Source organism: Micromonospora sp. NPDC005215, from assembly GCF_040607915.1.
Taxonomy (GTDB): domain Bacteria; phylum Actinomycetota; class Actinomycetes; order Mycobacteriales; family Micromonosporaceae; genus Micromonospora.
The window spans coordinates 20,021-39,191 of record NZ_JBEXHQ010000039.1 but is presented as its reverse complement, the minus strand read 5'-3'; the positions used below and the strand labels follow the sequence as shown (position 1 = coordinate 39,191).

General features: G+C 71.7%; 15 protein-coding genes. 4 read left to right on the top strand and 11 right to left on the bottom strand.

What is annotated here, in order from left to right; genetic code table 11:
* Positions 1 to 68: 68 nt before the first annotated feature.
* A complete protein-coding gene (locus tag ABZU25_RS25360) occupies positions 69 to 383 on the top strand; it encodes an STAS domain-containing protein (protein ID WP_355031862.1) in 315 nt (104 codons plus the stop codon).
* Between the two features lie 28 nt (positions 384 to 411).
* On the opposite strand, the gene ABZU25_RS25355 is transcribed toward ABZU25_RS25360, so the two are convergent.
* The 11 genes from ABZU25_RS25355 to pcaF all read right to left on the bottom strand — a co-directional run bounded on the left by ABZU25_RS25355 (position 412) and on the right by pcaF (position 15,914).
* On the bottom strand, positions 412 to 4,071 hold the full coding sequence (locus ABZU25_RS25355) for a SpoIIE family protein phosphatase (protein ID WP_355031861.1): 3,660 nt from the start codon (positions 4,069 to 4,071) through the stop codon (positions 412 to 414).
* Between the two features lie 194 nt (positions 4,072 to 4,265).
* Positions 4,266 to 4,817, bottom strand: coding sequence for a pyridoxamine 5'-phosphate oxidase family protein (locus ABZU25_RS25350; RefSeq protein WP_355031860.1), 552 nt, complete (start codon positions 4,815 to 4,817; stop codon positions 4,266 to 4,268).
* 42 nt (positions 4,818 to 4,859) lie between these two features.
* A complete protein-coding gene (locus ABZU25_RS25345) occupies positions 4,860 to 5,558 on the bottom strand; it encodes a gamma-glutamyl-gamma-aminobutyrate hydrolase family protein (RefSeq protein ID WP_355031891.1) in 699 nt (232 codons plus the stop codon).
* A 65-nt stretch (positions 5,559 to 5,623) separates the two neighbouring features.
* Positions 5,624 to 6,391, bottom strand: coding sequence for a 3-oxoacyl-ACP reductase (locus ABZU25_RS25340; protein ID WP_210784710.1), 768 nt, complete (start codon positions 6,389 to 6,391; stop codon positions 5,624 to 5,626).
* A 5-nt stretch (positions 6,392 to 6,396) separates the two neighbouring features.
* A complete protein-coding gene (locus ABZU25_RS25335) occupies positions 6,397 to 7,752 on the bottom strand; it encodes an aldehyde dehydrogenase family protein (RefSeq protein WP_355031859.1) in 1,356 nt (451 codons plus the stop codon).
* 39 nt (positions 7,753 to 7,791) lie between these two features.
* Positions 7,792 to 9,156 (bottom strand): glutamine synthetase family protein, encoded by a 1,365-nt coding sequence (locus ABZU25_RS25330; RefSeq protein ID WP_355031858.1) that lies wholly within the window; start codon positions 9,154 to 9,156, stop codon positions 7,792 to 7,794.
* Positions 9,157 to 9,280: 124 nt separating this feature from the next.
* Positions 9,281 to 10,867, bottom strand: a complete 1,587-nt coding sequence (locus ABZU25_RS25325) for an amino acid permease (RefSeq protein WP_355031857.1) — start codon at positions 10,865 to 10,867, stop codon at positions 9,281 to 9,283.
* Between the two features lie 271 nt (positions 10,868 to 11,138).
* Positions 11,139 to 11,639 (bottom strand): DUF456 domain-containing protein, encoded by a 501-nt coding sequence (locus tag ABZU25_RS25320; protein ID WP_355031856.1) that lies wholly within the window; start codon positions 11,637 to 11,639, stop codon positions 11,139 to 11,141.
* Complete coding sequence (locus tag ABZU25_RS25315; RefSeq protein WP_355031855.1) at positions 11,636 to 13,789, bottom strand: EAL domain-containing protein; 2,154 nt, start codon at positions 13,787 to 13,789, stop codon at positions 11,636 to 11,638. Before ABZU25_RS25315 ends, ABZU25_RS25320 begins: the two co-directional genes overlap by 4 nt.
* 5 nt (positions 13,790 to 13,794) lie before the next feature.
* Positions 13,795 to 14,607, bottom strand: a complete 813-nt coding sequence (locus tag ABZU25_RS25310; protein ID WP_355031854.1) for an SAM-dependent methyltransferase — start codon at positions 14,605 to 14,607, stop codon at positions 13,795 to 13,797.
* Between the two features lie 101 nt (positions 14,608 to 14,708).
* Entirely contained in the window at positions 14,709 to 15,914 is a 1,206-nt protein-coding gene (pcaF, locus tag ABZU25_RS25305; RefSeq protein ID WP_355031853.1) for a 3-oxoadipyl-CoA thiolase, read from the bottom strand.
* A gap of 104 nt (positions 15,915 to 16,018) precedes the next feature.
* Here pcaF and ABZU25_RS25300 point away from each other — a divergent pair, with 104 nt between their 5' ends.
* The 3 genes from ABZU25_RS25300 (at position 16,019) to ABZU25_RS25290 (ending at position 19,142) form a co-directional block, all read left to right on the top strand.
* Positions 16,019 to 16,984: a glutathione S-transferase C-terminal domain-containing protein gene (locus ABZU25_RS25300; protein ID WP_355031852.1), complete on the top strand. Its 966-nt coding sequence runs from the start codon at positions 16,019 to 16,021 to the stop codon at positions 16,982 to 16,984.
* Positions 16,977 to 17,648 (top strand): DUF998 domain-containing protein, encoded by a 672-nt coding sequence (locus tag ABZU25_RS25295; RefSeq protein WP_355031851.1) that lies wholly within the window; start codon positions 16,977 to 16,979, stop codon positions 17,646 to 17,648. Before ABZU25_RS25300 ends, ABZU25_RS25295 begins: the two co-directional genes overlap by 8 nt.
* Positions 17,649 to 17,849: 201 nt before the next feature.
* Positions 17,850 to 19,142, top strand: coding sequence for a dicarboxylate/amino acid:cation symporter (locus tag ABZU25_RS25290; RefSeq protein WP_355031890.1), 1,293 nt, complete (start codon positions 17,850 to 17,852; stop codon positions 19,140 to 19,142).
* Positions 19,143 to 19,171 lie beyond the last annotated feature (29 nt).

Here is a 19,171-nt window from a genome sequence, read left to right as displayed (position 1 = left end):
GTGACCCACGCCACGGGCGCCGCGCGGGGGTTGTTGCCCCACCAGGTCGGCTGTGCCATGGTGTCAGCGTGGATCAAGGGGGAGCACCACCAGTCTTCTCCGCCAGCGCGGAGATCGACGGTGACCACCTCCAGGTGGTGGTGGCCGGTGAGGTCGACATGGCCACCGCCGACACCATGCTCCAGACCGCGCTGCGCGAGCCCGCCAAGCAGATCACCCTCGACCTGAGCGCCGTCACCTTCTTCGACTCGGCGGCCATCCACGCCCTGGTCCGGCTGGCCCAGCAGTTTTCGGGCGTGCTCACCGTCCTGCCGTCGCGGCAGGTCCGCCGGGTGCTGGAGATCTCCGGCCTGGGCGAGCAGAGCTGGCTCCGGCCCAGCTGAGACGACCCGGCCGCCGCCGGGCGGACGGTCAACTCCGCAGCTGCCGGCGCAGCGTCACCTCGGTGCCCTCGTCGGTACGCCGCACCGACAGCTCACCCAACGCCCTGATCAGCGTGAGGCCACGCCCCCGGAACCCGGAGCCGGTCGACTCACGCCACTGCCCGCTGTCGCGCACGGTGGCCGTCACCGTCCGATCCTCGATGGCCACCTCGACGCTGATCACGGCCTCGGCGGGGTGGACCGGATGCTCGATGGCGTTGGCCGCGGCCTCGGAGACCGCCACGGTCAGGTCGAACACGTCCGTCTCGTCGACGGCGTGCGCCACGAGGAAATCCTCCAGGCGCTTGCGTAGCACGCTGAGCCGGGTCGGGTCCGCCGGCAGCCGCAACGCGAAACGGTTCAGCTCCGACGCCTCGAGGGCGAGGACCGCAACATCGTCGCGGCGCGGACGCCCGTCGACCCGCTCGACGACCGCGTCGATCAGGTCCACCACGTGCTCACTGGGGATCGCCGCGTCGACGCACAGCTGGGCCAGCGCGGCATCGATGTCGAGCTGACGGTCCTCGATCAGCCCGTCGGTGTAGAGCAACAGCCGGTTGCCGGGTGCCAACTCGCCCTCGACCGCCTCGTACGTCGCTCCGGGGATCGCGCCGACCGGCGGGCCGAGCGCGCGGTCGTGCAGGAACGACACGTCACCTCCGCTGATCAGCAGCGGGGACGGGTGGCCGGCGCTCGCGTACCGCAGCCGGCCGGTGCGCGGGTTGGACAGCAGACAGACCACAGTCGCGAAGGAGCGGCCATCGGTGGAGCCGACCAGTCGGTTGAGCCGGGTCAACGCCTCGCCCGGGTCGTAGCCCTCCAGCAGGTACGCCCGCAGCGCGTTGCGCAGTTGCCCCATCGCCGCGGCGGCCTGGACGCCCTTGCCGACCACGTCTCCGATGACCAGCACCAGGTCGCCGTCCTCGACGATGAACGCGTCGTACCAGTCGCCGCCGACCTCGACGTCGGCGGTGCCGGGCAGGTACCGGCTGGCCAGCACCGCTCCGGGTAGCTGCGGCAGTGACCGGGGTAGCAGGCTGTGCTGCAGGGTCGTCGCGATGCGGTGTTCGGTTTCGTAGAGCTGGGCGTTCTCCAGGCGCACCCCGACCAGCCGGGCCAGTTGGGTCAACGCCGCCTCGTCGGCCTGCGCGCCGTCGCCGGCTGGACGCCAGACCCGCAGTTCACCGAGCGGCTCGCCGGTGGTGCCGGTCAGCTCGGCCACGAAGGACGGGTCGGTGGCGGTGGCGCCGCCGGTGTCCGCCTCGGAGCGTGCCCCGGCGGCGGTGACCACCACCCGCGCGGCCTCGACGAGGCTCAGCGCGTGCCGGGCGGCGACCTGGAGCACGTCGGCGGTGGACCGGGCGGTGTTCACGGCCACCGCCGCGTCGGCCAGCGCCCGGAGCCGACGGATGATCTGGCCACGGAGCTGGCCCAGCTCGACGTTGGCCCGGACCCGGGCGACCAACTCCTGGCTGGAGAACGGCTTGGTGAGGTAGTCGTCGGCACCGGCGGAGAGGCCGGCGACGGCCTCCGCGGAGCCGGCCCGGGCGGAGAGCAGCACGATCGGGACATGACGGGTACGCGGGTCCGCACGCAGCGCGCTGACCAGCCCGAATCCGTCGAGTCGGGGCATCATCACGTCGCTGAGCACCAGGTCGAACCCGCCCTCGCGGGCCAGCGGCAGGGCGACCAGCCCGTCGCTGGCGGTGACCACCTCCCAGGTCGGGGAGAGCAGTCGACTGACGTGCTCGCGCAGATCCACGTTGTCGTCGACGACCAGGATGCGGCCGGCCGGTACGCCGTTCGGCGGCCGACCGGCGAACTCGGGCGCCGGCTCGACGCCGGTCCACAGCGCGGTTTCCGCCACGTAGAGCCGGGCCTGCTCGGGCTCACCCGGAGGCAGCGGGTCGAAGGCCGCCACCCGGTCCGCGGGCAGGTGTGCCGATCCGAACGGGACGGTCACCGTGAAGGTGCTGCCCTCGTCGACCCGGCTGGTCAGCCCGACCTCGCCGCCGTGCATCTCGACCAGTTCCCGGACCAGCGCCAGGCCGATCCCGGTGCCCTCGTGGGTGCGTGCGCGCGCCCCGGCAACCCGGTGGAACCGCTCGAAGACGTGCGGCAGCTCGTCCGGCAGGATCCCGATGCCGGTGTCCGTCACCTCCAGGCGGGCCGCGCCGTCCACGGCCCGGATCCGCACCCGGATCTCGCCGTCGAAGGTGAACTTGACAGCGTTCGACACCAGGTTGAGGACGATCTTCTCCCACATGTCCCGGTCGACGAAGACCGGCGCCGGCAACGGTGGACAGTCCACCACCAGCCGCAACCCGGCCCGGTCGGTCGCCGAGCGGAAGGTGCTGGCCAGCCGGGCGGTGTAGCTGGCGAGGTCGGTGGGCTGGTAGCGGGCGGCGAGCCGACCGGACTCCAGTCGGGAGAAATCGAGCACGGTGTTGACCAGTTTCAGCAGGCGCAGCGCGTTGCGGTGCATCTTGGTGAGTCGGTCGGTCTCGGCCGCGGGCAGTTTCGGGTCGGCCAGCATGTCCTCCAGCGGGCCGAGCACCAGGGTCAGTGGGGTGCGGAACTCGTGGCTGACGTTGGCGAAGAAGTTGGTCTTCGCCAGATCCAGCGCGGCCAGCTCGGCGGCGCGGGCCCGCTCCTGCTCGTAGGCCCGCTGCGTACCGGCCGCACGGGAGATCTGGGCGGCGACCAGCTCCAGGAAGTTGCGGTAGTCGTCACTGAGCGGGAGCTGGCGGGCCACGCCGACGACAAGCGCGCCGACCGTTTGGTTGGTCGCCGTGAGGGGCAGCACGAGAGCCTGGTCGGCGGCGTCGGTTGGCGGCGGATCGAGCAGATCGGCCACGTCGACGGTCGCGGGCGCGGTGTCGGCGGTGACCCGGGCCAGCAGCTCGGCAGTGTCGCCGACGGTGGCCGGGGCGGTGCCGGTGGACCCGGCCAGGGCGAGACGACCGCTCTCGTCGGCCAGGTAGATCAAGGCGAAGGGCACGTCCGCCCGGTGCCGGCCGAGCACCCCGACGGCGGTCCGACCCACTTCGGCCGCACTGCCGGTGTCAGTCAACTCGGCGCCCAGTTCGGCCAGTGCTCGCAGCCGGCGCTCGCCGAGCACCCGGCCGGTGGTCTCGTTGACGATGCAGTAGACGCCACTGACCGAGCCGTCGTCACCCCGGATCGGGTCGTACGAGACGTTGAAGTAGGTCTGCTCGACGAAACCGTGCCGGTCGAGCAGGAACGGGTGGTCGTTGCCCCGATAGGAGCGCCCGGTGCTCCGCACGCCGTCGAGCAGCGGGCCGAGCACCGCCCAGGTCTCCGCCCAGTGGTGCCGGGCCGGTTGGCAGAGCACGTCCGGATGTTTGCCGCCGATGGTCGGTCGGTAGGCGTCGTTGTAGAAGGCGAGCTGCTCGTCGCCCCAGAACATCACGATCTGCGCGCTGGAGGCGAGCATCATGCCGACCGCGTTGGAGAGCGCCGGCGGCCAGTGGCCGGGCCCGCCGAGCGGGCCGGTCGACCAGTCGAAGCGGCCCAGCCGCTCACCCATCTCGCCACCGGCCGCGAACGCCGCCGCCAGCATCGGAGAAGCTTCCGGGCCGGGCGCGACGGACTGCCCGACGTCCGCGCCCCCCTGGGCCGAGCTCATACAGCCTCCCGCTCCGGCCAGCACCCCGCGACCGTTGATCTTCACCCGCCGTGCCTCGACTTGTACCCCAGCGGAGGAGCAACGTAACGCAAGACGACCATTGGACGCTGTTGACGTCCGCCCGAGCCGCCGGGGACCGGACAGTACGGGTGCGCACCGGCGTCGAATGGGCGGTCTCCAGCACCCCCGACGAGTCAGAAGACGGGCAGGCCGTCGATGCTCGCCGCGTTCTTGGTGGCCCGGTAGACCGCCAGGTCGTCGGCGGTACGACGGGAGTGTGAGGTGAGTAACAGGTCGCGTTCGGCGCGGAAGTCCATCAATGGCACCGCGTAGCCGCAGGAGTCGCTGACCCGTTCCACCTCGATGGTGATCACGGCCCGGACGGCGTGCACGTCCGGCGGCGCGGGAAACTCGGCGAGCCGGTCGGCGAAGCCCTCCTCGGTCACCGCGACGCTACGGCCCCGGCCCTGCAACCGGACGATCTTCGGCGGCCCGTCGAAGGCGCAGAACATCAACGTGATCCGGCCGTTGTCCCGCAGGTGGGCGATGGTCTCCGCCCCGCTGCCGTGATAGTCGAGGTAGGCCACCCGGTGCGGGCCGAGGATCACGAACGTGCCCCGCATGCCCTTCGGGGAGACATTGACATGCCCCTCGGCGCCGGACGCCGCGGTGGCCACGAAAAAGACCGGCTGGTCCGCGATGAAGTCACGTAGCCGACCGTCGATCTCCGGATAGACCTTGCCCATGCGGCGATCCTCCCACCGGCCCCACCACCCGTCGGGGGCGATCTACCTCACAGCGCTGCCCAGCCGCTCGGCGGCGGCCCGGACCAGCGCCGTGATCGGCCGCGGCTCCTCCTCCATCTCCGGATGCCACTGCACGCCGAGCACGAACGGCAGCGCCGGGTCCTCGACGGCCTCGATCACACCGTCCTCCGCCCAACCCGTGACCGCGAGTCGACCGGGATCGGCGACCGCCTGGTGGTGGTACGAGTTGACCCGGTCCGCCCCGGCCAGCACCGACGCGGCCAGGCTCCCCGGCGCGAACCGTGCCGGGTGGGTCCCGTAGACGGCGGGCGCCGGACGGTGCCCCTCGTGACCGACCACGTCGGGCAGGTGCTGGTGCAGGGTGCCGCCGTAGGCGACGGCGAGCAACTGCATCCCCCGGCACACGCCCAGCACCGGCAGCTCGGCGGCGAGCGCGGCGGCCAACAGCACCAACTCACCGGCATCCCGGTCCGGCCGATCCTCGGTACGCGGGTCGGGCCGCTGGCCGTACCGCCCCGCACCCACGTCCGCGCCACCGGCCAGCAGCAGCCCGTCGAGGACGGCCACCACATCCGCGTCCACGTCGTCCGGCGGCAGGACCACCGCACGGCCACCCGCGGCCGTCACCGCCCGCGCGTACGCCTCCGGCACCAGCACGGCCCGTACGCCCCGCCAGACCGCCCAGTCGGCGGGCTCGACGTACGCGCTGATCCCGACCAGCGGCCTCCGCCGGGCCGGCGCCGTTCGCGACCGCGAGGCTCGCCGGACCGGCGTGCTCCCCGCGCTCACAGCGGTGTGACGTACGCGCCAGTGATGCCGCCGTCGACAACGAACTGCGCGGCGGTCATGAACGAGGCGTCGTCGCTGGCCAGGAACGCCACCGCGGCGGCGATCTCCTCGGGTTGCCCGAAGCGTCCCATCGGCACGTGCACGAGCCGGCGGGCGGCCCGCTCCGGGTCGGCGGCGAACAGCTCCAGCAGCAACGGGGTGGCCACCGGGCCGGGACAGAGCGCGTTGACCCGGATGCCCTCGCGGGCGAACTGCACGCCCAGCTCCCTGGTCATCGCCAGCACCCCGCCCTTGCTCGCGGTGTACGCGATCTGCGACGTCGCCGCGCCCATCAGCGCCACGAACGACGCCGTGTTGATGATCGAACCCTTGCCCTGGCGGCGCATGTGTGGGATCGCGTACTTGCAGCAGAGGTAGACGCTCGTGGTGTTGACCCGGAGCACCCGCTCCCACGCGTCGAGGCCGGTGTCCAGGATGGAGTCGTCGTCCGGCGGGGAGATGCCGGCGTTGTTGAACGCGATGTCCACCCGGCCGTGCCGGTCGGCCACCCCGTCGAACAGGTCGCGTACCGCCGACTCGTCGGCCACGTCGGTGGCCACGAACTCGCCGCCGCACTCCTCGGCGGCCCTCGTGCCGGCCGCCGCGTCGATGTCCACGCAGACCACCCGGGCCCCCTCGGCGGCGAACCGCCGCACGGTGGCCAACCCGATGCCGCTGCCCGCTCCGGTGACCACTGCCACCCGGTCCTGCAACCGACCCTGCACTGGCGTCACTCCTCTGTCGCGATGAACACGTTTTTGACGTCGGTGAAGGAATGCAGCGCGTCCGGGCCCAGCTCACGGCCGAGCCCGGAACGCTTCATCCCGCCGAACGGGGTCCAGTAGCGCACCGAGGAGTGCGAGTTGACGCTGAGGTTGCCCGAGTCGACGGCACGGGCCAGTCGGAGGGCCCGACCCACGTCCCGGGTCCAGATCGAGCCGGAGAGCCCGTACTCGGTGTCGTTGGCGAGCCGGACCGCGTCGGCCTCGTCGTCGAACGGCAACACCGACACCACCGGGCCGAAGATCTCCTCCCGCCAGTGCCGGTCGGCCGGGGAGTCGGCAAGCAGCACGGTGGGCGCATGCCAGAAGCCGGGACCCTCGGGGCAGGAGCCGGTGAAGGCGACCCGCGCATCGGGCAGGTAGTCGGCAACCCGGTCCCGCTGGGCCGCGGAGATCAGCGGCCCCATCTCGGCGGTCTCCCGGGACGGGTCCTCCACCCGCACGGCGCGTACCGCTGGTTCGAGCAGGGCCAGGAAGCGGTCGTACACCGGACGCTGGACCAGGATCCGCGACCGTGCGCAGCAGTCCTGGCCGGCGTTGTCGAAGACCGCGCCCGGTGCGGTCGCGGCGGCGCGTTCCAGGTCGGCGTCGGCGAACACGATGTTCGCGCTCTTGCCGCCCAGTTCCAGGGTGAGTCGCTTCACCTGGGCGGCGCAGCCGGCCATGATCCGGGTGCCGACCTCGGTGGAGCCGGTGAAGCAGATCTTGCGGACCGCCGGGTGGCTGACGAACCGCTCCCCCACCACCGCGCCCTGACCCGGTACGACGACGAACACGTCGTCGGGCAGGCCCGCCTCGCGGGCCAACTCGGCCAGCCGCAGCGCGGTGAGCGGGGTCAACTCGGCGGGCTTGAGCACCACTGTGTTGCCGGCGGCGAGGGCCGGAACGAACCCCCAGGCGGCGATCGGCATCGGGAAGTTCCACGGCACGATCACGCCGACCACGCCGAGTGGCTCGTGGAAGGTGACGTCCAGCCCGCCCGGCACCGGGATCTGCCGCCCGGTCAGTCGCTCGGGGGCCCCGGCGTAGTAGTCCAGCACGTCGCGGACGTTGCCGGCCTCCCACCGGGCGTTGCCGATGGTGTGACCGGAGTTGCGCACCTCCAGCGCGGCCAGTTCCTCCACGTGCGCGTCGACGACGGCGGCGAACCGCCGCAGGAGTCGCGCCCGATCTCCCGGCGCCACGCGCCGCCAGGTCTCGAAGGCGCGAGCCGCCCGCGAGATGGCGGCGTCGACCTCGCCGGTGGAGGCCCCCGGAACCTCCCGCACAATCTCCCCGTTGGCGGGGTCCAGCAGAACCGTCACGCCCCCGCCCACCCTTCCTCCGCGCGATCGCGGGAGGCTTCAGAGGCGTTCGAAACCACGGGTCAGCTCCCAGTCCGTCACGGCGGCGTCGAAGGCCGCCAGTTCCACAGTCGCCTGGTTGGCGTAGTGGGCCACCACCTCGGCGCCGAACGCGTCCCGGGCCACAGTGGACTCCTTCCAGAGTGCCAGGGCGTCGCGCAGGGTCCCCGGGACACGCTCGGCCTCCGGGTCGTCGTACGCGTTGCCGGTGCACTCCGCGCCCAGCTCCAGCTCCCCGTCGATGCCGTGCAGCGCGCCGGCGACCAGCCCGGCGATCGCCAGGTACGGGTTGACGTCGGCGCCGGGCACCCGGTTCTCCACCCGCATGCCCTGCCCGTGCCCGACGACCCGCAGCGCACAGGTGCGGTTGTCCACGCCCCAGCGCAGCGCCGTCGGGGCGAACGAGCCGGGTTGGTAGCGCTTGTAGGAGTTGATGTTGGGGGCGAACAGCAGGCTGAACTCCCGCATGGTGGCGAGCAGCCCGGCGAGCACCCGCTGCCCGGTCTGCGACAGGTGCGCCGGCCCGTCGCCGAGCATCGCCGAGGCGCCACTGCTGTCCCGCAGCGAGAAGTGGATGTGGCAGGAGTTGCCCTCCCGCTCGTTCGGCTTGGCCATGAAGGTGATCGCCATTCCCTCCTGGGCGGCGATCTCCTTGGCGCCGTTCTTGTAGATGACGTGGTGGTCGGCGCAGGCGACCGCCTCGTCGTAGCGGAAGGCGATCTCGTGCTGGCCGAGGTTGCACTCACCCTTGGCGCTCTCCGGCGTGAGCCCGGCGCCGGCCATCTCGGTGCGGATCCGACGCAGCAGCGGCTCCACCCGGGCGGTGCCGAGCAGCGAGTAGTCCACGTTGTACTGGTTGGCCGGGGTGAGGTCCCGGTAGCCGCGCCGCCAGGCATCCTCGTACGAGTCGCGGAACAGCACGAACTCCAGCTCGGTGCCGGCGTACGCGGTCAGCCCGTGCTCGGCCAGCCGGTCCAGTTGCCGGCGCAGGATCTGTCGGGGCGAGGCGACCACGTCGCCGGAGCCGTCGAGCCAGGTCAGGTCGGCCAGCAGCAACGCGGAGCCCGGCTGCCAGGGCATCCGGCGCAAGGTGGCGAAGTCCGGCACCATCGCGAAGTCGCCGTAGCCGCGTTCCCAGCTCGACATCGCGTACCCGTCGACGGTGTTCATGTCGACGTCGACGGCGAGCAGATAGTTGCAGCCCTCGCTGCCGTGCTCGACCACCTGGTCGAGGAAGAAGGGCGCGTGGAACCGTTTGCCCTGCAACCGACCCTGCATGTCGACAAGGGCCAGCACCACCGTGTCGATCTCACCGTCGTTGACGGCGACCCGCAGTTGTTCCAGCGTGAACGGAGCTTTCGTCATGCGCGGGCCTCCATCACCAAGGTCTACTGGCAAACCGGATCACCGTCAATGCCCTCGGCGGCGGGTGCGGCAAACCCGACGGTCACCGGCGGGACGGCGCACCGCCCGGCCCGCCGGTGGCCGGTCAGGCGGGGCCGTCGACCGGCGTCGGGTCGGTCGCCTTCGCAGGCTCCTCGACGGTACGGACCGGGCCGGTGAACCACCTGCGGGCCGAGGCGTACCACCACACGGCGACCACCAGCAGCACCCCGCCGACGGCGAGCGGCGCGTAGTTCACCGCCGACCAGGTGAAGCCGTCGTTGCCGGGCACCCCGGCGGGCACGATCGGCAGCACGAAGTAGACGGCGATGACAGCGATCTCGACCACCGCTATCCAGCCGAGCAGCTTGTACTTGCGCCCGAGCGTCCACGGGCCGGGCACGAACCGGTCGCCCATCCGCAGCCGCAGCGCGATCGGGATGAGGAAGGACAGGTACAGCCCGAGCACCGCGACGGAGACCACCGCGTAGAAGGCGATCGGGATGCCGGCCGAGCTTTCGTAGAGCGCCGGCAGGGTCAGCACCAGGCCGGCCACTGTGGCGCCGATGATGGCGTTGACCGGGGTGCCGTTGCGGTCGACCCGCGACCAGAGCCGCCATCCCGGCACCGCCCGGTCCCGGCTGAACGCGTATGCCATGCGGCTCATCGACGTCACGCAGCTCATGCCGCAGAAGAACTGCCCGATGGTGGAGATGATAATGACGATCTTGAAGAAGACCGGGGTCAGCGCGGACTCGAAGATCGCGCCGGAGAACCCGCCCGCCGCGTTGACCGCCTCGACGTCGGTGGCCGCGAAGAGGAACGCCAGCAGCAGGATCCAGCCGCCGACCGCCGAATAGAAGATCGACTGCCAGAGCCCCCGCGCGGCGGCCTGCGACGCGCCCCGGGTCTCCTCGGAGATGTGCGCGCAGGCGTCGAAGCCGGTGATCGTGTACTGGGTCAGCAGGAAGCCCAGCGGCAGCACGTAGAACCAGAACGTGAGTCCACCGATGTCCCCGTCACCGAAGCCGGAGTTGTTGAACCGCTCGGTGAACACGAACTGGAAACTCTGGTGGTTGTCGGGCACGAGGACCAGGATGGCCACCACGACGGCCGCGCCGGCCACGTGCCACCAGACCGAGACGTTCTGGAGTACGTCGATGATCCGGTGCCCGAAGATGTTGATCAGGCCGTGCAGGATCAGGATGATCACGAAGAGCACGAACGCCTGCCGCAGCGTCCCGGCCCAGCCGTCGAAGAGCGCCGACAGGGTGAGGTTGAGGAACGTCGCGCAGCCGTAGTCGACCGAGGCGGTGACCGCCACCAGACCGATCAGGTTCAGCCAGCCGGTGAACCAGCCGTGCACCGGCCGACCCATGGTGGCCGCCCACCAGTAGATCCCGCCCGCGGTCGGGTACGCCGACACCAGCTCCGCCATGCAGAAGCCGATGATCAGAATGAACAGCGAGATCAGCGGCCAACCCCAGGAGATGGCGACCGGCCCGCCGTTGTTCCACGCCTGACCGAAGGTGGTGAAGCAGCCGGCCAGGATCGAGATGATCGAGAACGAGATGGCGAAGTTGGAGAAGCCACTCCACTTGCGGCGCAGCTCCTGTTTGTAGCCGAGTTCGGCGAGCCGTCGGGCGTCGTCGTCCATCGGTTGCTCGGCGGTCGGCACGGGCGTCGTGGCCACTGCACACCTCCCTGAGGTGGTTCCGCGTGCGAGTGCGCAAAGTGTCGTCCCGGCTGATCAAGGCGGTCAATACGTCGTCGGTGGGAATCTCACCGCCGGAGGGCTAATTGCGTTGCCACCGGACCGCCCCGGCCCTCATCCTTAAGCCCGTGACCAGGCCCGATCAACGGGCCACTCCCGGGCACTCGGACCGCCCGGACCGCGGCGCGGGGCACGCCTCTCTCACGTACGGCGCTCCGCCGTACCCGAAAAGTGCCCCGCGCCCCCGTCGTCAGGTCAGCAGGAGACCGATCACCCAGAGGGCTGCGACGGTCAGGCCGGCCAGGAACTCCACAAGCATCGACAGGCCGACCGCCTTGATGGCCTGCACGGTGGACGGCCAGGCGAGCCGGTTGCTGCCCAGCCGCAGCCGCTCCGCCGCCCACACCCCGGCGACGAAGCCGAGCACCAGCCCGACGACCGGCACCACGAAGAACCCGACGATGCCGAGCACCCCGCCGGCGAGCAGTGTGGACGTCGGCACGCCGGTGTTCTTCAGGTTCCGGCCCGGCCACGCGTACTTGATCACGATGCCGCCCGCCGCGACGACAGTGGCGGCGGCGAACACCGCCCAACCACCCATCCCGGCACCACCGAAGATCGCCCAGACCAGCACGCCACCCCAGCACAGCGGCAACGCCGGCAGGCCGGGCACCACCACGCCGGCCAGTCCGGCCAGGATGGCCAGCCCGGCCACCACAGTCACCACCGTCTGCGAATCCGTCAGGCTCACGCGATCACCCCGCCACGCAGGCGCAGGGTGATCGCGTCGGCCGGGACCGGGGCGCCGAAGTACCGGCCCTGCCCGGTGTCGCACCGCAGCGCCCGCAGTCGTTCGGCCTGCACCCCGGTCTCGACCGCCTCGGCGGTGACCCACAGCTCCAGGGCGTGCGCCAGGCGGACCAACGCGTCGACGATCCGTTCGTCGCGGTGGTCGGCCACGACGTCGGTCCCGTCGGCGCGGATCCCCTCGACGAACGGGCCGGCGAGCTTCAGCGAGTGGATCGGCAGCCGCCGCAGGTACGCGAGGTTGGAGTAACCGGTGCCGAAGTCGTCAACGGCCAGCCGGACGCCGAGCGCGGCGAGCCGATGCAGGCTGCGCAGGGGCTCACCGGCGCTGCCCATCACGGCGCTCTCGGTCAGCTCCAACTGGAGCAGGTCGGCAGGCAGTCCGCTGGTGTGCAGCACGTCCGCCACCGTGTCCACTATCGCCGGGTCGTCGGCCTGCCGCGCGGCCAGGTTGACGCTGACCACCAGCCGGGCGTCGGGGAACTGCCGATGCCACCGCTCGGCGTCGTGACAGGCCCGCCGCAGCACCCACTCGCCGAGCCGGACGATCAGGCCGGTCTCCTCGGCCAGGCCGATGAACCCGTCCGGCCCGAGCAGGCCCAACTCCGGGTGCTCCCACCGGACCAACGCCTCCACCGCGAGCATCGTGCCCTCCAGCAGCGACACGATCGGCTGGTAGTGCAGCACGAACTCGCCCCGGTCCAGCGCGGCCGGCAGCCCGGCGACAAGTGCCGACCGGGCGATGTCCCGGGCGCTGCGCTCCGGGTCGTAGACCGCCCAGCGGCCCCGGCCCGCCCCCTTCGCCCAGTAGAGCGTGGTGTCCGCCGCCTTCATCAGCTCGGACGGGGTGGTCTCCGCCGCCGGGCACTGCACGATGCCCACGCTTGCCGACACGGCCAACTGGTGGTCACCGACGTGCACCGGGGCCGCGACGGCGGCCAACGCGGACTCCGCGACGGCCACCGCGTCGTCGATGTCGTCGCCGCCGTCCACCAGGATCACGAACTCGTCGCCACCCATCCGGGCGACCAGGTGGCCGTGGTCGGCCACGCACGCGGCCAGCCTGCGGCCGATCACCACCAGCAGCTGGTCGCCGAGGTCGTGGCCGAGGCTGTCGTTTATCGCCTTGAAGCCGTCCAGGTCGAGGAAGCACACCCCGACCCGCTGCCCGGCGCCCGCGGCGTCGAGGACCCGGCCCAGCGTCTCGAAGAACAACGTCCGGTTGGGCAGCCCGGTCAGCGGGTCGTGCAGCGCCTGGAAGCGCAGCCGCTGCTGGAGTTCGTACCGCTGGGTGATGTCCTCGATCATCGCGACGGTGAACCGGGGTCGCCCGTCGCCGTGCCGGATCAGCGAGACGGCCAGATCCGTCCAGACCACGCTGCCGTCCTTGCGGTGGTAGCGCTTCTCCACCCGGGCGGCGTCGTGCTTACCGTCGATCAGCTCCTGGTACAGCTCCCACATCCCGGCGGCGTCGTCGGCGTGGAACAGCGCCGCCACGTCGCTGCCGCGCAACTCCTCGATCGAGTAGCCGAGCATGTCGGCGAACGCCTGGTTGACATCGATGATCTGGCCGTCCACACCGGCGATGCCGATGCCGATCGCTGCGCCGCTGAAGACCGCCCGGAAGCGGGCCTCGCTGTCGCGCAGTGCCTGCTCGACCCGGTCCCGTGCCTGCCAGGCAGACCGGGCGATCTGCTCCTGCTGGCTGAAGGTGCGGTCGCGCAGCGCGCGCGCGAACCCGGCCGCCAGCCCGCCCTGCACTGCCGCGATCCGCTCGGGCAGGTCCGCCGGTCGGTCGACGGCGGAGAGCACCCGGTCCGGGAAGTCCGTACCGAGGGCGCGCAGCGTCCAGTCCAGGGCCTGCGGTGCGGTGAGGTGCGCCTCGACCAGCGCCCGACCGACCGCCTCGGCCGGGTCGGCACTGAACGGTTCCGCACGCACCGCCTGCGCCAGCCGGATCGTGTGCGCCAGCAGCAGCCGCTCGGTCTCGGCCACGCTGAGCGGCACGAAACCGAGGCGGCGGATCGCGCGGGCCCAGTCGGCGGCGTACCCCTGGGCGTCGGCCCGGCGGACGGGGTCCGGGACGGCGGTCACGTCGATCAGCCGGCGGGCTGGTCGTACCGGGCGACACCACCGAAGGCGCCGAACCGCTCCGGGTGTTCGTCCACGTCGGACGGCGAGTCGGGACGCCAGAGCGGCATGTGCACCACGCCCGGCTCCAGGAGCGTCCAGTTGCCGAAGAAGCCGGTGACCTGCGCCCGGGAGCGCAGGGTGATCTCGGTGTCCGTCCGTGCGGAGAGCCGCTGGGCGTCCAGCATCTCCTGCGGCTGGTCCTCGAAGGTGGAGTGCGAGACGACAAGGAAGCTGCCCGGCGCGGCGACGGCCCGCAGCGTGGCCAGGATCTCCTCAGGCCGGTCGCGGTCCGGAATGAAGTGCACCACCCCGGCCAGCAGGATGCCCATCGGCCGGCTGAAGTCGATCAGCCCGAGCCGCCGGGTCTCCGCGAGGATCCGCTCCGGCTCGCGCAGGTCGGCGTGGATGACACCGGTCAGCTCGTTGCCGGCGAGCAACTCCCGGCTGTGCGCGACCGCCACCGGGTCGATGTCGACATACACCACTCGGGCCTTCGGGTTGACCGTCTGGGCCACCTCGTGAACGTTACCCACTGTGGGAATTCCGGAGCCGATGTCGAGGAACTGGTCGATGCCGGCGTCGAGGAGCACCCGGACGGCCCGACGCAGGAACTCCCGGCCGGAGCGCATGGTGGCGGCGAGATTCGGGGTCATGCTGGCGATCTGCTCGGCCAGCTGCCGATCGATCTCGAAGTTGTGCGCCCCGCCCAGGAAATAGTCGTACACCCGGGCCGCGCTCGGCCTGGTCAGATCGATCTCGGTCGGCAGTCCGTCCGGCATCAGCGTGCTCCCCAGTTCATCGCCGCGGCGCGGGACAGCTCCGGCGTCGACGGGCGTGCACGACCACCGGCCGACCCGCGGGTCGTGTGGTGTGGACCACTCTAGGCGGCTGACTCCAGCAACAGCGAGATGCCTTGACCGACGCCGATGCACATGGTGGCCAGCGCCCTGCGACCACCGCGACGGCGCAACTCCAGGGCGGCCGTCAGCGCCAGCCGCGCGCCACTGGCACCGAGCGGGTGCCCCAACGCGATGGCCCCACCGTTCGGGTTGACGTGGTCGGCGTCCACCGGCAGACCCAGCTCCCGCAACACCGCCACGGACTGCGCGGCGAACGCCTCGTTCAGCTCCACCACGTCCACCGCGCCGACCTCGACGCCCACCCGGTCGAGCAACTTGCGGGTGGCCGGCACCGGGCCGATCCCCATGATCCGGGGCGGCACGCCGGCCACCGCCGCACCGCCGATCCGGGCCAGCGGGGTGAGTCCGTAGCGGTGCACCGCCGCCTCGCTGGCCACCAGCAGCGCGACAGCGCCGTCGTTGACGCCCGAGGAGTTGCCCGCGGTGACAGTGCCGCCGTCGCGGAACGGGGTGGGCAGCGCGGCCAACTTCGCAAGCGTGGTCTCCCGGGGGTGCTCGTCGACCTCGACCAGCCGGGTCTCGCGCCGACCAGCCGGCACGGACACCGCCACGATCTCCTCGGCGAACCGGCCGTCGGCCTGCGCCCTGGCCGCACGCTGCTGGGAGCGGTACGCGAAGGCGTCCTGCTCGGCCCGGCTGACGCCGTACTCGGCGGCCACGTTCTCCGCCGTCTCCGGCATCGAGTCGACGCCCCACCCGTCGCGCATCAACGGGTTGACCAGCCGCCAGCCCAGGGTGGTGTCGTACACCTCGGCGGAGCGGGAGTACGCCGACGTGGCCTTCGGCATCACGAAGGGCGCCCGGCTCATGCTCTCCACCCCGCCGGCGACCATCAACTCCGCGTCCCCGGCCACGATGGCTCGGGCGGCGGTGGCCAGGGCGTCCAGGCCCGAGCCGCAGAGCCGGTTGACGGTGCTGCCCGGCACCTCCTCGGGCAGGCCGGCCAGCAGCGCCGCCATCCGGGCCACATTGCGGTTGTCCTCGCCGGCCTGGTTGGCGCAGCCGAGCACGACGTCGTCCACCCGCGCCCAGTCCACCGACGGGTGGCGGGCGACCAGCTCACGGATCACGTGCGCGGCCAGGTCGTCGGGGCGGACGCCGGCCAGCGCGCCAGCGTACCGGCCGATCGGGGTACGGACACCGGCCACCAGGTATGCCACGGTCATCGCGAGTCCTTCGGGGTGCAGACGGCGGGGGTGGGCACGCCCACCGGGTCGCGGGGGCTGCCGGCCGCCAGGATATCCGCGCCGGCAACGGATAGGTTGACGGCATGGCTCGGGCCCAGTTCAGCGCAGAGACCAGTGGCGGCGGCTCGTTCGTCCGCCAGCCCAACCGGTTCACCGGTCGGGTCACCGCCGACTCGACCTCCCCGCCCGGCGGCGGCCCGGACGAGCAGGACCGGTGGCCCCTGGAGGCCGGCCGGTACCGGCTGATCTGGTGCCGGGCCTGCCCGTGGGCGCACCGGGCAAGGATCGTGCGCGGCCTGCTCGGGTTGGACGACGCGATCTCGCTGGGCACCGTCGACCCGATCCGTGACGAGCGGGGCTGGGCGTTCGCCCTCGACCCGGACGGCTTCGACCCGGTCCTCGGCGTGAGCTTCCTCTCCGAGGCGTACCTGGCGACCGACCCGGACTACACCGGCCGGGTGACGGTGCCGGCGCTTGTCGACACAGTGACCGGTCGGGTGGTCACCAACGACTACCCGCAGCTCACCCTCGACTTCTCCACCGAGTGGCGGTCGCTGCACGCGCCCGACGCACCGGATCTGTATCCGGTCGCGCTGCGCCCCGAGCTGGACACGCTGATGGCCGAGATCCACGCGGACGTCAACAACGGCGTCTACCGGTGCGGGTTCGCCACCTCGCAGGAGGCGTACGAGGAGGCGTTCCGGGCACTCTTCGCCCGGCTGGACGTGCTCTCCGAGCGGCTGGCCGGGCAGCGTTACCTGATGGGTGACGCGATCACCGAGGCCGACGTGCGGCTGTTCACCACGCTGATCCGCTTCGACGCCGCCTACCACGGCCACTTCAAGTGCAACCGCGACAAGCTGACCGAGATGCCGGTCCTGTGGGCGTACGCGCGGGACCTGTTCCAGACCCCGGGCTTCGGCGAGACTGTGGACTTCGACCACATCAAGCGGCACTACTACGGCACCCACCGGGAGATCAACCCCAGCGGCATCGTGCCACTCGGGCCGGACGAGTCCGGCTGGCACACACCACACGGGCGTGGCTGAGCCGAGTCGCTCCGGCACCACGACCGCGCCGAGGTCCGGCGCGGACGTCGCCCGCCGGGTCGCCGCTTCCGCCGCGGCGGGTTGCGCGCTGGCCGGGGCGGTGGCGGTGGCGGTCGCCGTGGTCGCCGGTCCCGGTCCCGGGCTCACCGGGTACGTCAGCGAGGCCGGCATCGCCGGCAGTGGACACGCCGCGACGTACCGGATCGGAATCCTCGCTCTGGCCGCCGCGTTGCTGTTGATCGGCGTCGCGCTGCCTCCCGGGGTGTGGGCGGCGCCGGCGCTGCTCGCCGCCGGTGCCGTGTTCGCGGCGGTGTCCGGGGCGGTGACCTGCTCCGCCGGTTGTCCGCTGCCGCCGTTCGAGCGGGCCACGGCCGCGGATCTGGTGCACGGCGGCGCGAGCATCGCGGGCACCGCGTCGGTGGTCTTCGCCATGCTCACGCTCGCCGTGTCCGGGCCGGCCGGCCCGGCGGTGCGCCGGCTGGCCGCCGTGACCGCCGCGCTGGCCCTGCCGCTCTGCGCGACGGTCGGGCTGGTCATGCTCGTCGTCGGCCGGGGCGCGGTGGTGGGTGTGCTGGAGCGGCTGGTCCTCGCGCTGCTTGTCGCCTGGGGCATCACCACCGCCACCGCCCTGGCCCTGGATCGCCGGCAGGCACCCTCCTTGTAAGGATCCTCACCTCGACCGCTCCTTGCGATACCCGACCAGCGGCGTATTCTCGGCTAGCGATGACCAATGTCTGGGGCCTCACCGTCCGCCTGTATGTCGATCTCCGACTACAGGCCAGCGGCGTCTGTCCGGGCTAGCTGCGTTTTTCACGCCTGCCCCGATCAGACCGGACAATTGGATAGATTCCTCATGCCCTTCAGCCTGCGCAAGATTCCCTTCTCCGTGCAGATCCTGCTCGGTCTCGTGCTCGGCGTCGCGCTGGGCTTCCTGGCCCGCGCCAACGACCTGAGCTGGCTGACCAGCACTCTGCACACCGTCGGTGGCCTCTTCATCCAGCTGCTCAAGCTGGCCGTACCGCCGCTCGTCTTCACCGCCATCGTGGTCAGCGTGGTCAGCCTGCGCGGCGTGGCCAACGCCGCCCGGCTCGCGCTCAAGACCCTGATGTGGTTCGGCATCACCGCGCTGATCGCGGTGAGCATCGGCATCGGCCTCGGCCTGCTCGTCAACCCCGGTAAGGGCGTGACCCTCGACCTGGGTGGCGCCGCGCCGCCGAAGAACACCGGCTCGTGGACCGACTTCCTCACCGGCATCGTGCCCACCAACCCGGTCGGCGCGTTCGTCGAGGGCAACGTCCTGCAGATCGTCTTCCTCGCCCTCGTCGTGGGTGCGGCAGCCCTGCTGGTCGGCGACGCCGCCGAACCGTTCGTCGCGCTGAACCGCTCCCTGCTGGAGATCGTCCAGAAGGCGCTCTGGTGGGTCATCCGCCTCGCCCCGATCGGCACCCTCGGCCTGATCGGCAACGCCGTCGCCTCGTACGGCTGGGACCTGCTGGCCCCCCTCGCGAAGTTCACCACCGCCGTCTACGTCGGCTGCGCCATCGTGCTGTTCGTGGTCTACCCGCTGGTGCTGATCCTCGCCGGCCGCCTCAACCCGCTGCGCTTCTTCGCCGGCGCCTGGCCGGCGATCGAGCTGGCCTTCGTGTCCCGCTCCTCGGTCGGCACCATGCCGGTGACGCAGCGCTCCGTCGAGCGGCTCGGCGTTCCCCGCGAGTACGCCTCGTTCGCGGTGCCCTTCGGCGCCACCACGAAGATGGACGGTTGCGCCGCCATCTACCCGGCACTCGCCGCGATCTTCGTGGCCCAGGTCTTCGGCGTACACCTCGGCGTCACCGACTACCTGCTTATCGCGTTCGTCTCGGTGGTCGGCTCGGCGGCCACCGCCGGCCTGACCGGCGCGATCGTGATGCTCACCCTGACCCTCAGCACGTTGGGCCTGCCGCTGGCGGGCGCCGGCCTGCTGCTGGCCATCGACCCGATCCTGGACATGATCCGCACCGCCACCAACGTGGCCGGGCAGGCTCTGGTGCCGACAGTGGTCGCCGCCCGCGAGGGCACCCTCGACCGGGTCGCGTACGAGTCCGCCGGCCGGCGCGACCTGACCGAGCCGGAGCCGGTCGCCGAGACCCGACCCGAGCTGACTCCTGTTCCCGCCTGACCAGAGCACACCGACGACGACGGGCCCCT